A 15240-nucleotide genomic window follows, 5' to 3' on the forward strand; every position below is an offset into this window, starting at 1 on the left:
CTAAATGATGATTTATCACTCCCCCTGCCTCTAAAAAACAAATTTTTATCGAAAGGCAGGAGGAAGTATGAAAGACAAGTTAATTAAGGAGATTTATCACCTTTGGGCGCGACGATAGAATGTAAGCGAAGGCTATCCTATGCCATATACTGAAGCCAACTACGAAAACGCTGTCATAGAGGTGTTCCGCGGCACCCTGGGCTACGACTATGTTTACGCGCCCGACCTGACGCGGGACTACACCGACCCGCTCTATACAGACGAGTTGCTGCCCGCCCTGCGGAAGGTCAATCCGAAACTTCCGGAAGCCGCGCTTGCCGAGGCGATATATAAACTGCAGAATTTCGAGGGCGGCACATTCCAGCAGAAGAATGTTCAGTTTATGGATTACCTCCAAAACGGCGTATCGATCAACTATTACGACAGGGGCGAGCAACGGGCTGCGCTCGTGTATCTCGTGGACTACGAGAACGTAGAACGGAACTCGTTCATTATCGCCAACCAGTGGACAATCACCGAGAACAGCGAAAAACGCCCGGACATTATCGTGTTCCTGAACGGTCTGCCTGTGGTCGTGTTTGAGTTGAAGTCGCCCTCCCGCGAGGAAACCGATGTGAGTGAGGCGTTTCTGCAACTGCGGAACTATATGCACGAGATACCGTCCCTGTTCATCTACAACGCCTTTCTCGTGATGAGCGATCTTGCCATGTCCAGGGCGGGAACTCTCACGGCGGGTGAAGACCGTTTTATGGAGTGGAAAACGAAAGACGGCAGTTACGAGAATACGCAGTACGCCCAATTCGACACTTTCATTGAGGGAATGTTCGACAAGGTGCGGTTGCTCGACATTATCAGGAACTTCATCTGCTTCTCTGGGGACGCAAAAATTCTCGGTGCGTATCACCAGTATTTCGCCGTGCGGAAAGCCGTAGCCTCCACAGTCAAAGCCACCGTCACGGATGGCAAGGGCGGCGTGTTCTGGCATACCCAGGGCAGCGGCAAATCGCTGTCGATGGTGTTCTACGCCCATCTACTCCAAGAGGCTCTGAACTCGCCAACCATCGTTGTCCTCACAGATCGCAACGACCTTGACGACCAGCTTTTCGGGCAGTTTGCCAAGTGCGCGTCCTTCCTACGCCAAACACCCCTACACGCCGAAAGCCGTGTTCACCTGAAAGAACTACTCGCAGGACGGCAAGCCAATGGCATCATCTTCACCACGATGCAGAAGTTCGAGGAATCCTTCGAAATCCTCTCCGACCGCCGAAATATCGTTGTGATGGCTGATGAAGCCCATCGCGGGCAGTATGGCTTGGAGGAAAAGGTGGATGCGAAAACAGGCCGTGTCATCCTCGGGACGGCTCGCATTATCCGCGACAGCCTGCCCAACGCGACCTACATAGGCTTTACGGGAACGCCTATTTCAAGCAAAGACCGCTCCACCATCGAGGTGTTCGGCAACTACATCGACATCTACGATATGACCCAAGCCGTGGAGGACGGCGCGACCCGCCCCGTCTACTACGAGAGCCGTGTCATCCACCTAAAACTGGACGAAGATATTCTACGGCGCATAGATGCTGAGTACGACATTATGGCACAAAACGCCGAGCCATATGCCATTGAGAAAAGCAAGAAGGAACTCGGACAGATGGAATCCATCCTCGGCGCGGAGCAGACCATAACCACCCTGTGCGAGGACATCATCAAGCACTACGAGGAGAACCGCCAGTACGAATTGACGGGCAAGGCGATGATAGTCTCCTATTCCCGCGCTATCGCCATGAAAATCTATCGTAAACTGTTGGAACTTCGCCCCGAATGGGCGGAGAAGGTCGGCGTGGTGATGACTGAGAGTAACAAAGACCCCGAAGGGTGGCGGGGCGTCATCGGCAACAAACGCCACCGCAACGAGATGGCAAATCGGTTCAAGGACAATGACGACCCGCTGAAAATCGCTATCGTTGTTGATATGTGGCTGACGGGTTTTGACGTGCCGTCACTGGCTACAATGTACGTTTACAAGCCGATGGCGGGACACAGCCTGATGCAGGCAATCGCTCGTGTCAACCGTGTTTACAAGGATAAAGAAGGCGGCTTGGTGGTCGATTACGTCGGCATCGCTTCCGCGCTGAAGCAGGCGATGAACGACTACACCAACCGCGACAAGAACAACTACGGCGATACCGACATTGCCAAGACTGCGCTGCCGAAGTTCATCGAGAAACTGGAAGTTTGCCGCGATCTATTCCACGGCTTCGACTACTCGGCGTTTATGGCGACCGAGAGCGACCTTGTCCGTGCCAGGACCATTACGGGCGGCGTGAACTTCCTTTCGAGCATTGAAAGAGCAAAGTCCAGTGTGGTCCGTGAAGGTTACAACCGGCGGGCTTCAATGGTCGCCGAGTCGTCGGCGGCTTACGCGGACACGCCGAGCAAAAAGGACGTATTTATCAAAGAGGCAATGCTACTCCGTCAGGCTTTGTCCCTCTGCCGCTCGCTGCTCAATGCCGAGCAGCGGTTTGAAGCCGCCTACTTTGAGGCGGTGCGGACACTCCTCACCCGTATCACAGGTGAGGGCAAGCCACTCTCCCTGAAAGAAATCAACGCCCGTATCAACGAACTGCTGAAAGCGAGCATTCAGAGCGAGGGCGTTATCAACCTGTTCTCCGACGTAAACACGGAATTTTCGCTCTTCGACCCGAAGTTCCTCGATGAAATCGCCAAGATGAAAGAGCGCAACCTTGCCGTCGAGATTTTGAAAAAGCTGCTTGCCGAGCAGGTGTCGCTTTACCGCCGGACGAACCTCGTCAAGAGCGAGAAATTCTCAGAAATGCTCTCCCGTGCAATGAAAGCGTACCTCAACGGTATGCTCTCCAACGAGGAAGTCATCGCCGAACTGATGAAGATGGCAAAGGATATGGCTTCTGCCCAAGCGGAGGGCGACGCGATGGGCTTGACCGACGAGGAGTTGGCGTTCTACGATGCCCTGACCCGACCCGAAGCTGTCAAGGACTTCTACCAGAACGAGGAACTCGTGGCGATGACCCACGAACTCACGGATATGCTCCGCAAAAACCGTACCATCGACTGGCAGAAGAAGGAGTCCGCCCGCGCCGGTATGCGCCGCATGGTCAAGAAACTGCTGAAGAAGTACAAGTACCCTCCGGAGGGTATGGAAGACGCTATCGCCACCGTCATCGGTCAGTGCGAGATGTGGACGGATAATTAGCTAAAAACCCTCATGGTGCCCGGGCAACATGCATAGAGAATTAAAATGGCCGGGTGGCCATGGGTGAGAGAGGAGAGGCCACCAACACCCTTCGCAGATTTTCATACAAAGATAAGGTCGTTTAGATTCGCGCGATCCGCCCGACGGCTTCCCTGAGGCTTTCCATCGAGGTCGCGTAGGAGAGGCGGAGCCAGCCGGGGGTGCCGAACGCAGTTCCCGGGGTGACCGCCACGTGGGCCTCACGGAGCCACGAGCGGGCGATCGCCATATCGTCGCCCTCGACCATCACGTAGGCGTAGAACGCCCCGTCCGCAGGAGCCGTGGCGTAGCCGAGGTCGCGGAGCGCCGGGACAAAGTAGTCGCGCCGACGCTCGAACTCGCGGCGCATCGATTCAACGCAGTCCTGGCTGCCCCGGAGCGCAGCGAGGGCGCCGAACATCGCAAACGTCGTCGGGTGCGATATGGTGTGCTGCTGCACCTTCTCCATCTGCCGGACGATCGGCCGGGGAGCGACCGCGTAGCCGACCCGCCACCCGGTCATCGCGTAGGCCTTCGAGAACCCGTTGACGGTGATCGTCCGTTCCGCCATCCCGGGAAGGGAGGCGAGAGAGACATGCTCCTTCCCGTAGACCAGCTTCTCGTAGATCTCGTCGGAGAGAGCGAAAAGGTCGTGGTCCCGGCAGATATCGGCGATCAGCCGGATTGAGTCCCCGTTCAGCACCGCACCGGAGGGGTTCGAGGGAGAGTTGACCACGATCATCTTCGTCCGGGTCCCGACGGCCTCAAGCAGCGTATCGTCGACCTGAAACGTCGCGGGAGAGAGAGCATGGTGCCGGGCGCGCGCACCGCTGAGCCGGGCGCAGGGCTCGTAGGAGACCCACGAGGGATCGAGGACGATCACCTCGTCTCCGGGGTTCAGCACGGCCTCCATCGCCTCGTAGATGGCGTCCTTCGCGCCGCAGGTGACGATCACCTCGCCCTGCCGTGCAGAAAACCCGTTTTCCCGGGTTATCTTCTCCGCTATCGCGCCCGTCAGCGCAGGGATTCCGGTGCTCGGGGCGTAGTGGGTCTCTCCCCTCCTGAGGGCCTCGATGCAGGCGTCCTTGATGTGCGTCGGGGTGTCGAAGTCCGGCTCCCCGATCGAGAGGCTGACGACGTCGACGCCCTCCGCGGCCATTTTCTTCGCGGCGTTCGAGATCTCTATCGTCGCGGAGGGAGGTATGCCAGAAACCTTTTCTGAGAGGCTCTTCATCCCAATCGCTGGACCATCTTCACGGCCGACTCCACAGCACGCTTGGCGTAGTCGATACGCTCGGTCGCTTCCATCCGGGTCATCCCCGGCCCGGAGATGCCGAGGGAGACGGGCTTATCGTACTCGAGAGAGAGGTCGATGATCTTACGCGCGGCATGCTGGACGACGATCTCGTCGTGCTGGGTGGCGCCCTCGATGACGCACCCGATGGTGACGACCGCGTCGACATTCCCCTCGTTGAGCAGTTTCTTGATGGCGAGCGGCATATCGTAGGCGCCGGGGACGTAGAACGTCTCGGTTACCTCCGCCCCGAGGAACCGGGCATGTTCGCGGGCCTCGATCTCCATCATATAGGTGATGTCGCGGTTGAACTCCGCGACGACAAATCCAAGTTTTATCGTCATTTCAATCCTATCCTTATGGTACTACTCGCACCGGTTGTTGATAATCCTCACTTTTCGCACTAGAGACGTGCAGGCCCGACGTCCTCGAACCCCTGCCGCTGGCCGGTCCCGGCGAGTTTTTCAAGCTCCTTCGGGTGGAGGGCGAGCCTGACGGCGTTCACCGCATGCTCCCTCGTCCGCTGCTCCATCAGCCAGGCAAGCTCCTTTGCGTCCTTTGCCTCGTCCTCGTGGACGAAGACCTCGATGATGTGCCGATTCGTCATGAGCTGGCAGAGGATGAGGCCCTGCGAGGCCTCGTGGGCGCAGACCTTGTCCTTCTCGGCCCGCCCGGGCATCCCGAGCGCCATCACGAGGTCACACCCCCGCTCCTCGATCAACTTCTTGCACGCCACCGGGAGGTCCTTGATGCCGGGGACGACGTAACGCTCCAGCCCCACGCTCGCATGCTTCCGGATCTCATCCGCGGCGATCCCGCCCATATCGACCCGGGCAAACGTGGTGTCGGCGATCCCGATCTTCATTCGAGGAGCACCCCGGCGGCCACCTCGACGCCGTCGCCCGCCTCAAACCCGGCCTTCCTGAGAGCGAACTGGACGGCCGCAAGGGTGCTGAGGATTTCCTGCGCTCCCACACCGCCCATGGTGCCGATCCGGAAGATCTTGCCCTTGAGGTGGTCCTGGCCGCCGGCGATCTCGATCCCGAACTTCTTGACGGTTCCCCGCAGGTCTTTGTCGGTGACGCCGCCCGGAATCCGCATGGCGGTCGCGGTGTTCGAGTAGGCGTGGTACGCGTCGAGCTTCGGGAAGAGGTCGACGCCCCACCCCTTCGCCGCGGCGCGGACGGCGGCTGCCATCCGGTGGTGGCGGGCGATCCGGGCACCGACGCCTTCCTCCTCGATCATCCTGCAGGCCTCGTGCAGCGCGAGGAAGAGCGGGACCGCCGGGGTGTAAGGGGTCTCCATCGGGGCGCTCTTGCCGCTCTTGCGGTATGCGGCCATATCGAGGTAGAAGGGGCGCTTCTCGGATATCCGGTCCCAGGCGCGTTCGCTGACCGCAACGGCCGCGAGACCCGCCGGGGCGGCGAGGCACTTCTGCGAGCCGACGACGGCGACATCAACGCCCCACTCGTCCATCCGGACGTCGTCGCCGCCGATGGAGGTGACCCCGTCCATGATGAAAAGCGCGTCGTGCTTCCGGGCAAGTTTTCCGACCTCGGGCGCGGGGTTCTTGATACCGGCGCTCGTCTCGTTGTGGACCATGGTGACGACCTCGGCCCCGGCCTCGAGTTCCCGCGCAAGGCCGTCAAGGTCGAGCGGGGTCCCCCACTCCGATTCGAGGGCGGTAACGCTGCCGTAGCGTGCTCCGATCTTGGCAAACCGGTCGCCGAACTTGCCGTTGACAAGCGAGACGATCTTTCTGTCCCGTGCGAAGTTCGCGACGCCGGCCTCCATGCCGGCGGTCCCCGACCCGCTGATGATATAAAGTTCGTTCGCGGTGCCAAAGAGGGTCTTTAAGGTCCGAACGGTGTCCGCGTACGCGGCCCCGAACTCGGGACCGCGGTGGTTGATGGCCTGTCGTGTCATTGCGGCGCGGACCCGCTGCGGGATCGGTACCGGCCCGGGGATCATAAGGAGCGGTTCGTTTTCCATGATAGATCAGTCCCTATCGTCTAGTCGAATCTGGACGCAAGTTCCTCAAGGAACTTGGATGTGGATTCATATCAACCTCTCCCACGATGCGGTATCGACAGAGAGATGAGGAGGCAGAAGCATACCAGAAGGAGTTATGGTTGATGTCGCAGTGATCTGCGGTTCGGCCTCGGACGGCCCCATCGCGGAGAAGGCGTTTGCGATTCTGAAGGAGCAGGGCGTATCCTACGACTACCGGGTGATCTCGGCGCACCGCGACCCCGATAAACTGGACGAATACGTGAAGGGGAGCAATGCCCGGGTCTTCATCGCAATCGCCGGGCTCTCGGCGGCCCTCCCGGGAGTGATCGCCTCGAAGACGCGGCGGCCGGTGATCGGCGTCCCGGTGAGCGGAAAACTGATGGGACTCGACGCTCTCCTCTCGATCGCCCAGATGCCGAAAGGCGTCCCGGTGGCCTGCGTCGGAGTGGACAACGGCGAGAACGCCGCCCTGCTCGCGGTCCGGATCCTCGGCGTCTCCGGCGCCTGACATACCCTTTTTACCCCGGCCGATAAGAAGAGAGTATGAAGCAGAGAGTGCTCTTCATCGGCACGAATAACGCCGACCGGACCCAGATGGCCGAAGGCTACCTTCGCGCCCGCTACGGCGACCGCTACGAGGCCTGTTCCGCCGGGATCGCCCCCACGGCGCTCAACCCGACGACCGTGCAGGTGATGAACGAGATCGGGATCGATATCGCCGGGCAGCGGGCGAAAGACCTCGGCCTCTTCGACGGAAAAGAGATGGACTACGTGGTCGCGCTCTGCTCCGGGGGGGTCTGCCCGATGTTTCCCTGGACACGAGAGACGATCCACGCCGACTTCCCGGACCCGGCCAGGGCCACCGGGACCCCGGACAAGGTCTTTACGGCCTACCGGCGGAGCCGGGACGCAATATGCGCCTGGATCGACGGGAAGTTCGGCGGAAAGTGAATAGCGGGCGAAAACCCCTCAGGGCTCCGGCCGGTCCTTCGGCGGCGCCTTGAGGATATCCCGCACCATCTTTATGGCGCAGAGGTCGCCGCACATCGAGCAGGTCTCGATCTCCCCGTCCCGCTCGTGGATGCGCCGGGCCTCCTCCGGGACGAGCGCCGTCTCGAACTGCTTCTCCCAGTCGAGCGCCCGCCGCGCCTCCGCCATCCGGATCTCGCGGTTCTTCGTCTTTGCGGCGGCGCGGGAGAGGCTCCCGACGTGCGCGGCGATCCTCGCCACCCTCGTCCCCTCCACGATGTCGTGGAGGTCCGGGAGCGCCAGGTGCTCGCTCGGCGAGACCATGCAGAGGAAGTCGGCGCCGTTCATTCCGGCAATCACGCCGCCTATCGCCGCCACCACGTGGTCGTAGCCCGGCGCCACGTCGGTCACGAGCGGACCGAGCAGGTAGAGCGGGGCGCCGTCGGTCAGCTCCTTGAGCGTCCGGACGTTGTAGCCGATCTGGTCGGCCGGGATATGCCCCGGCCCCTCGATCATCCGCTGCACCCCGGCGGCAAGCGCCCGCTTCGCGAGATGCCCGAGCGTCAGGTACTCCGTCGTCTTCGCGAGGCGCCCGGCGTCCACGAGCGCACCCGGGCGCATCCCGTCGCCGAGGCTTGCAACCACGTCGTACTCGGCGAGGATCTCGAGCAGGTAGTCATACTCGGCATAAAGAGGATTCTCCTCGCCGGTCGCGGCCATCATCGCCACGTGAAACGCCCCGCCCCGGCTGACAACGCCCATCGTCCGGGGGTCTGCCTGGAGCGATGCGAGGGCTTCACGGTTCACGCCGCAGTGCAGGGTCAGGAAGTCCACGCCCTGTCGGCAGTGCTCCCGGATCACCGAAAAGAGCAGATCGGCGTCCACGTCGGCCGCGTTCCCCGCCCGCCGCACCGCTTCGTAAACCGGGACCGTCCCGACGGGTGCGTCGAGAGCGAGAACCCGGCGCCGGATTCGGGCAAGATCACCGCCGGTCGAGAGGTCCATCAATGCGTCCGCCCCCTCGCGGAGGGCCGCCTTCGCCTTCTCGACCTCGAGGTCCTCGTCGCACCGGGTTCCCGACGTCCCGACGTTCACGTTGACCCGCACCCTGCACCCCTCCCCGATGGCGCAGAGCCGGTGCGCCCGCACGGGGTTTGCCGGGATGACGATCCGTCCGCGGGCGACGGCCCGTGCGGCACGGTACGGCACGAGGTCCTCTTCCCGGGCGATTGCCTCCACCTCCGGGGGAACCCCGCTCAGGCATGCGGAGATCAGAGTATGCATAAAAACCATTTGTCCGGAAGCCATATTAGTCTGCATGCCAGTCCGGTGGATCGCAAGCGGCACGGCCTATGCCAACTCGTTCGTTTACGGGAAGATCCTTGTGGATGCGGGCGTTCTCCCGACGGCGGTGGAACCGTACGCCGGAGAGATCGAGACGATTGTCATCACCCACGCCCATTACGACCATATCGCCCATGTCAGGGAGATATCCCGGCTCTGCGGCGATGCCGTCGTCTGCATCCATGAAGCGGACGCGCCCGGCCTCTCCGACGACGCCCGGAGCCTCGCCGGGCACTTCGGCGCCCGGGCACCCGGGATCGTCCCCGACGTCACTCTCTCCGACGGCGACCGCGTCGGGAGCCTCCGCGTGATCCACACCCCCGGGCACACGCCGGGCGGGATCTGCCTCTACGACGCGGCGGCGAAGGTGCTCTTCTCGGGGGACACCGTCTTCACCGGCGGTTCCTTCGGACGCTACGATTTTCCCGGCGGAGACCGCACGGCGCTCGCGGCATCCCTCGATCGTCTGAGCAAGATTGCGGTCGAGGGGCTCTATCCTGGACACGGCGAACCCGTCGCCTGCGACGGTTGGAGGCATATTGCGGCCGCCCGGGAGGCGCTCCGGCACCATGGATAAGGGGGTCTACGCCCTCATCCTCGAAAACCCGCGTTGTGAAGTCCGCATCGGCGCCCCGGGGACAAGGGAGTTTTCGGAAGGACGGCACATTTACGTCGGCTCGGCGCAGGGGAGCGGCGGGCTTGCCCGGGTGAACAGGCACGTAAACCTCGCCTTCCTCCGCGACCGCCAGCCCCGGTGGCACATCGACCGCCTCCTCCTCGACCCGCGCTTCACCCTTGCCGCCGCCGTCACCGCCGTCACCGACCGGGACTGCGAGTGCGACCTCGCCCGCGCCGTCGGCGGGTCTTTCGTCCCCGGGTTCGGGTGCAGCGACTGCACCTGCCCTTCCCACCTCTTCTACCGCCCGGGCGACCCGGTCCGGGAGGTCCTCGCAGCGTTCCGGGGTCTTGGCCTCGACGCCCGGATCACAAGAATCAAGAACGAGGGGAGCGAGCACTAGGTCATGAAGGTCCTAGGCATCTCCGGAAGCATGCGCAAGAACGGCAACACCGCACTCCTCGTCACCACCATCCTCGACCGGGTGCGGAAGGCGGGCATCGAGACCGAATACCTGACGCTCGCCGATATGGATATCCGGCCCTGCACCGGCTGCGAGGCCTGCCGGGAGGCGAAGTGGTGCGTAACGGAGGACGACGATTGGGGTTCTGTAGCGCAGAAGATGATCGACTGCGAGGTGCTGGTCCTCGGCGCCCCGACATATTACTACGACATCAACGGCCAGACGAAGAACCTGATCGACCGGACCTACTCCCTCTATCACGACAGACGGCTCGCGGGAAGGAGAGCGGTAGCCGTCGCCGTCTGCGCCGACCGGGGGGGCGAACGTTCCCTCGAGACGCTGGAAGGGTTCCTGAACGCCCACGAGTTCTCATACCTCGGCTACGTCTGCGCCAGGGGGTATATGCCGGGCGACGTCCTCTCCGACGAACACGCGATGAAGAGCGCCGCGGGCGTTGCGGATACAATCGTCAGATACCTCCGGCCGGAGGACTGAAAGGGCACATCCTCGAAGAAAGTGCCGCTACCGTCGGATGCCGGGTTCGTCCGCCGGAGGGCATACACTTATTAATCACCGGGGACATTCCCGCAGCCATGGCTCAGCAGATCCTGTGTCACCAACGCACAAGGCTCAGTTACAAGGACGCATTCGGCTACGTCATCCCGGTCGGGAGCACCAGCCTGATGGCCTGGGTGACCGATGAGGGAATGATCGGGACCGACGGGTTCGACATCGAAGCGCTGGCAAACAACGAGATCCCTGCAGCGATCGTCGGGGTCTCGGAGGATTCGACCCTCGATACCCTCGACGACCTGATGGACGCCGAGGTGAAGGCGGCAAACCTCCCGGCGGTGCAGCGCCGCATCGAGATAGGGATGCCGGGAAGGGAGGCCCTGAACCGGATGTGAGACGGCCGAAGGCCGGCTTCACACCAACTCGTAGGTCGTCGTCCGCTGCCGGAGCGTCCGCCCGAGGTCGTTTGCGATCCGCTGCATCTCGGCCGGGTCCAGGTAGTCGGAACCCTCCCCGCCGGCGTCGAGCGAGACGTCGTCGCAGAACATCGTCCCTCCAAAATCGTCCGCACCCGAGAGGAGCGACAGCCCCGTCATCTTCGTCCCCACCTTTCCCCAGGAGACCTGGATGTGGTCGAAGTTATCGAGGAAGAGCCGGGCGACCGCGGTCATCAGGATGTCTTCCCGGCCGGTCGCCCCGGGGTGGGCAAGCCCCGCCCGGTAGAGAGGGGTTTTCTCGTGGAGGAACGAGAGGGGGACGAACTCGGTGAACCCGTGGGTTTCGTCCTGGATCTCCCGGAGGATCGCAAGGTGCCGGGCCCGGTCCGCCTCGCTCTCGCAGGAGCCGTACATGATCGTCGCCGTCGATCGGATGCCGAGGCGGTGCGCCTCCCGGATGACCCGGACCCAGGTCGCCGTATCGCATTTATTCGGACAGATCACCTGTCGGACGCGGTCCACCAGGATCTCGGCCGCCGTCCCCTGCAGGGTCCCGAGGCCCGCCTCGCGGAGCCGCTCAATAACCTCAACGGTCGAGACCCCGCTTTGCTCCGCCGCCCAGGCGATCTCGTCCGGGCTTGCGGTATGGATGTCCACGGAGGGGGCGACTTCCTGCACACAGGAGATGAGGTCGACGTAGGAGTCGAGCGTGTAGTCCGGATGCACCCCCGAGAGGAGACAGATCTCGGTGACGTTTCGGCTCATCGCCGTCCGGGCCTTCTCCCGCACGGTCGCGAGGTCGTCGCGGAACGCCCCCGGGTCGCCGGCCCGCCGTCCGAACCCGCAGAGTCCGCAGAGATTCTTGCAGACGTTCGTGACGTGGATGTTCTGGTTCCGGACGTAGGTGGTGATGCCCCCGACCTTCCGCTCCCGGAGGGCGTCCGCCGCGGCGGCGATATCCCAGACGTCCCGGCCGCGCGTCTCGAAGAGACGCACCGCCTCTTCCTCCGTGAGCCGGTGGCCGGCGAGCACGTCGTCGAGCAATTCGTGCAATGAGTGCGGCATCGTTAACAACTCTCTTGTGCAGTCCCTGGATTTATTTCTCTTCATTTCGTCGTGCAAGGACGAAGTCGTGGATGAGGATAACGATGATGACGATGACGGCGAACTCCGCAAGGTGCAGGGGCAGGTAGCCGATGAGCGGCACCGAGAAGAGGGCCTTCCCGACGATCCACTCTTTCCTGACCGGCTCGACCACCCCGACGCCCACTATCCGGAGGTTCCCCTGGTCGATGGAGGGGTTGTTGTCCCCCCTGGTGATGTAGCCGCCGTGCGGGTCCTCGTAGTACTGCCCGAGGCCCGACTCCACCACGGCCGCGGTATCGACGTAGGTCATCGCCCGGTGAATGATCGGGTGGACGGAATCGGCGCCGTTCGGCCGGTAGACGATCACGTTCCCGTAGTCCCCGAAGGACGAGTAGCCGGTCAGCTCTCCCTCGGCCCAGGTCGTCAAGGAGCCGAACCGGTCTTCGTCGACGACGAGCACCAGGTCACCGACGTTCATGTTCGGGACCATGCTCTCCGACTCAATCGTGACCACCGCCGGCCAGGTGCCGGCGAAGAGGTAGAGAAGAAGGGCGATCCCGCCCACGACCGCGACGACCCAGAGAAGGTCCCGGGCGAGAGAGACGACCGGGTGGTCGCTCTCCCGGAACGCGGTGAGAGCCGATGCTGCACGCTGCAGCCAGGTGCTATCCGACATTGTTCTAAAGAGAATGCTATCCCTTCATATACATAAGTTCCCCGGATCATCCGGATCGGGGGTGAAACGCGAAAAAGATAAACCCATATTGCCCGGGGGAGAATATCATGGAGTCCATGCTCGCCAACGCCGAGATCGTACGCCGGTTCCTTGCGCTAAACCACCAGGTCCATCCCGACGTCGTGAGTTACATCCGGGAGCAGAACGATCCCTCGCTCATCGACCGGATAGCGGCGGCGGTCCCGGGCGGCACCCTGGTCGTCTCGCCCGAGCATATCCCGGGTCTCCGGAAGGTCCGGGACGGGACCCGGTTCCTCGTCGACCCGGAGCTTGAAGTGATCGCGGGGAGCGCCGGGACGACAGGGAGCGTCAGCGGGCACGAGGACGCCGTCCACTACTTCCGGGACCGCTACAACAGCCTCTCCTCAATGATGCGGGGCAGGATGGCCACGATGCCGATCGAGGCGCTGGTCAAATCCCCCCACCGCTACCGGGACGAGGAGTGCAGCATCATCGGGATGGTGGCCGACGTCCGGACGACCCCCAAGGGGCACCGGCTCGTCGAGGTGGAGGACCCTACCGGGACCATCCGGGTGCTCTTCAATAAGGGGAAGGGCGACGCTTTCGCGGAAGCCGAGCGGATCCTCCTTGACGAGGTGATCGGAGTCAAGGGAAAACTCTCGAACGACGGGGGGCTCCTCTTCGCCGAGCAGCTTTTCCGCCCCGACATCCCCATCAACAACGCCCCGTTCAAGAGCGACCGGCCCGGAAAGGCGGTCCTCATCTCCGACGTCCACGTCGGGAGCAACACCTTCCTCGACGGGGCGTGGAACCGGTTCGCCGACTGGCTCCAGGACTCCGACGCCGGCTACCTCCTGATCGCGGGCGATCTCGTCGACGGCATCGGCATCTATCCCGGACAGGAGAACGAACTGACGATCAAGAATATCTACGAGCAGTACGACATCTTCGGCGAAATGCTCCGGGACCTGCCCTCCCGGATCAAGATCGTTGCCGCCCCGGGGAACCACGACGTCGTCAGGATGGCCGAACCGCAGCCGGCAATCCCCCCGGAGTTCACCGGGACGTTCCCGGCGAACTGCACCCTCGTCGAGAACCCCTGCCTGCTGAATCTCCAGGGCGTCCGGGTCCTGATGTATCACGGCCGGGCAATCGACGACATGATCGGGCTCATCCCGGGGGCAAGTTACGAACGGCCGGGCGAGATCATGGAGGAGATGCTGAAACGCCGGTTGCTTGCCGCTCCCTACGGAATGCGGACCCCCATCGCCGCGATGAAGACCGACCGGCTCGTCATCGATCCCCTCCCCGAGATCCTCCTCACGGGGCACGTCCACATCTGCGGCATCACCCACTACCGGGGCGTCCTCGGGGTGAACACCGGCACCTGGCAGTCCCAGACGTCGTTCCAGAAGCAGATGAACATCAACCCCACGCCCGCGCGGGCGTTTGTCGTCGACCTCCAGACGCTTCAGCTGGAGATCGAGAATTTCAACGGAAGTTGACGGCCCCGGTGCCGGACAGCGGTATCCGGCCGTCCATACCTTCATCCCGCTATGCAGACAATCAGATAGAAGAGGAACTCCCGGATGAGGTGACGACATGCTCCGCATCTATCGCACGGTCGAAGCGGCCCCGGTGCCAAAGACGGAAGAGACCGGGCGGCTCGAACCCGGGTCCTGGGTCTCCGTGATCAACCCCTCAGCGGAGGAGATCGGGGAGATCGCGACGAAACTCTCGATACCGGGGGATTATCTCCGGGCGGCGCTCGACGAGGAGGAGCGCCCGCGGACCGAGAGCGAAGACGGCGTCACCCTGATCGTCATCGATATTCCGATGCCCTATCCGGAGCAGACGATCCTCTACACGACGATGCCCCTCGGGATCATCGTCGCGCCCGAGACCATCGTCACCGTCTGCCTCCGCGAGAACGCGATCATTGAGGATTTCACAACCGGCCGGGTAAAGCACTTTTATACCTTTAAGAAGACCCGGTTCGTGCTGCAGATCCTCTTTCGGAACGCATCCTATTTCCTCCAGTACCTGCGCCAGATCGAGCGGATATCCGACCGGATCGGGGCCGAACTGAATCAGTCGATGCGGAACCGGGAACTGATCCAGCTGATGAACCTGAAAAAGAGCCTGGTCTACTTCTCGACGTCGCTTAAGAGTAACCAGATCGTCCTCGACAAAACCCTGACGTTCCAGCCGCTCCGGATGTACGAGGACGACGCCGACCTCCTTGAAGACGTCATCATCGAGAACAAGCAGGCGATCGAGATGGCCAACACCTACTCGACGATCCTCACGGAGACGATGGACGCCTTTGCATCGATCATATCGAACAACTTCAACAACATCTTGAAACTCCTCACGTCGATAACCATCATCCTCGCGATCCCCACGATGATAGCAAGTTTTCTCGGGATGAACGTCCCGGTCCCCCTCCAGGATAACCCCTACGGGTTTCTCATCATCCTCGTCCTCTCCCTGATCGTCTCCTCGCTCATTGCGGTGGCCATCAATCGGAAAGGGTGGCTGTAGGCAGACGTTCGGGC

At 62.3% G+C, this 15240-nt stretch carries 16 protein-coding genes; 9 read left to right on the forward strand and 7 right to left on the reverse strand.

Features of this window, described 5'->3' with window-relative positions; all coding sequences use genetic code 11:
- Window positions 1–139 precede the first annotated feature (139 nt).
- Entirely contained in the window at window positions 140–3232 is a 3093-nt protein-coding gene (locus tag BP737_RS08510) for a type I restriction endonuclease subunit R (protein ID WP_342686117.1), read from the forward strand.
- Between the two features lie 121 nt (window positions 3233–3353).
- On the opposite strand, the gene BP737_RS08515 is transcribed toward BP737_RS08510, so the two are convergent.
- Genes BP737_RS08515 through BP737_RS08530 form a run of 4 tightly spaced genes read right to left on the reverse strand, consistent with a single transcriptional unit; the run spans window position 3354 to window position 6536 of the window.
- The gene (locus tag BP737_RS08515; protein ID WP_342686118.1) at window positions 3354–4484 is read right to left on the reverse strand and encodes a pyridoxal phosphate-dependent aminotransferase; all 1131 of its coding nucleotides are present in this window, start codon (window positions 4482–4484) and stop codon (window positions 3354–3356) included.
- Window positions 4481–4888, reverse strand: coding sequence for a 6,7-dimethyl-8-ribityllumazine synthase (gene ribH, locus BP737_RS08520; protein WP_342686119.1), 408 nt, complete (start codon window positions 4886–4888; stop codon window positions 4481–4483). The genes BP737_RS08515 and ribH overlap by 4 nt, the downstream gene beginning before the upstream one ends.
- A 59-nt stretch (window positions 4889–4947) precedes the next feature.
- The gene (gene ribC, locus BP737_RS08525; RefSeq protein WP_342686120.1) at window positions 4948–5409 is read right to left on the reverse strand and encodes a riboflavin synthase; all 462 of its coding nucleotides are present in this window, start codon (window positions 5407–5409) and stop codon (window positions 4948–4950) included.
- Complete coding sequence (locus BP737_RS08530; protein ID WP_292410810.1) at window positions 5406–6536, reverse strand: pyridoxal-phosphate-dependent aminotransferase family protein; 1131 nt, start codon at window positions 6534–6536, stop codon at window positions 5406–5408. The genes ribC and BP737_RS08530 overlap by 4 nt, the downstream gene beginning before the upstream one ends.
- 136 nt (window positions 6537–6672) lie before the next feature.
- Here BP737_RS08530 and purE point away from each other — a divergent pair, with 136 nt between their 5' ends.
- Both purE and BP737_RS08540 read left to right on the forward strand, forming a co-directional pair.
- Window positions 6673–7065, forward strand: coding sequence for a 5-(carboxyamino)imidazole ribonucleotide mutase (purE, locus tag BP737_RS08535; protein ID WP_292410809.1), 393 nt, complete (start codon window positions 6673–6675; stop codon window positions 7063–7065).
- Between the two features lie 35 nt (window positions 7066–7100).
- Window positions 7101–7508, forward strand: coding sequence for an arsenate reductase ArsC (locus BP737_RS08540; RefSeq protein ID WP_292410808.1), 408 nt, complete (start codon window positions 7101–7103; stop codon window positions 7506–7508).
- 18 nt (window positions 7509–7526) lie between these two features.
- On the opposite strand, the gene thiC is transcribed toward BP737_RS08540, so the two are convergent.
- Window positions 7527–8819, reverse strand: a complete 1293-nt coding sequence (gene thiC / locus BP737_RS08545) for a phosphomethylpyrimidine synthase ThiC (protein WP_394339217.1) — start codon at window positions 8817–8819, stop codon at window positions 7527–7529.
- A gap of 25 nt (window positions 8820–8844) precedes the next feature.
- Here thiC and BP737_RS08550 point away from each other — a divergent pair, with 25 nt between their 5' ends.
- From BP737_RS08550 to BP737_RS08565, 4 genes are all read left to right on the forward strand, one after another.
- On the forward strand, window positions 8845–9447 hold the full coding sequence (locus tag BP737_RS08550) for an MBL fold metallo-hydrolase (RefSeq protein WP_292410806.1): 603 nt from the start codon (window positions 8845–8847) through the stop codon (window positions 9445–9447).
- Window positions 9440–9889, forward strand: a complete 450-nt coding sequence (locus tag BP737_RS08555) for a GIY-YIG nuclease family protein (RefSeq protein ID WP_292410805.1) — start codon at window positions 9440–9442, stop codon at window positions 9887–9889. Before BP737_RS08550 ends, BP737_RS08555 begins: the two co-directional genes overlap by 8 nt.
- 3 nt (window positions 9890–9892) lie before the next feature.
- A complete protein-coding gene (locus tag BP737_RS08560) occupies window positions 9893–10444 on the forward strand; it encodes a flavodoxin family protein (RefSeq protein ID WP_292410804.1) in 552 nt (183 codons plus the stop codon).
- 98 nt (window positions 10445–10542) lie between these two features.
- Complete coding sequence (locus tag BP737_RS08565; protein WP_292410803.1) at window positions 10543–10857, forward strand: YunC family protein; 315 nt, start codon at window positions 10543–10545, stop codon at window positions 10855–10857.
- A gap of 18 nt (window positions 10858–10875) precedes the next feature.
- Here the strand turns inward: BP737_RS08565 and cofH are convergent, their stop codons facing one another.
- Together cofH and BP737_RS08575 are read right to left on the reverse strand one after the other, a co-directional pair.
- Window positions 10876–11964 (reverse strand): 5-amino-6-(D-ribitylamino)uracil--L-tyrosine 4-hydroxyphenyl transferase CofH, encoded by a 1089-nt coding sequence (gene cofH, locus BP737_RS08570; RefSeq protein WP_292410813.1) that lies wholly within the window; start codon window positions 11962–11964, stop codon window positions 10876–10878.
- 31 nt (window positions 11965–11995) lie between these two features.
- Window positions 11996–12661 (reverse strand): S26 family signal peptidase, encoded by a 666-nt coding sequence (locus BP737_RS08575; RefSeq protein WP_292410802.1) that lies wholly within the window; start codon window positions 12659–12661, stop codon window positions 11996–11998.
- 116 nt (window positions 12662–12777) lie between these two features.
- On the opposite strand from BP737_RS08575, the gene BP737_RS08580 reads away from it, so the two are divergent.
- Both BP737_RS08580 and BP737_RS08585 read left to right on the forward strand, forming a co-directional pair.
- Window positions 12778–14187, forward strand: a complete 1410-nt coding sequence (locus tag BP737_RS08580; protein ID WP_292410812.1) for a DNA-directed DNA polymerase II small subunit — start codon at window positions 12778–12780, stop codon at window positions 14185–14187.
- A 97-nt stretch (window positions 14188–14284) separates the two neighbouring features.
- Entirely contained in the window at window positions 14285–15226 is a 942-nt protein-coding gene (locus BP737_RS08585; protein WP_292410801.1) for a magnesium transporter CorA family protein, read from the forward strand.
- The last annotated feature ends 14 nt before the right edge of the window (window positions 15227–15240 follow it).

Origin of the sequence: Methanoculleus sp. UBA291, from assembly GCF_002499755.1 — an archaeon.
Lineage (GTDB): Archaea > Halobacteriota > Methanomicrobia > Methanomicrobiales > Methanoculleaceae > Methanoculleus > Methanoculleus palmolei.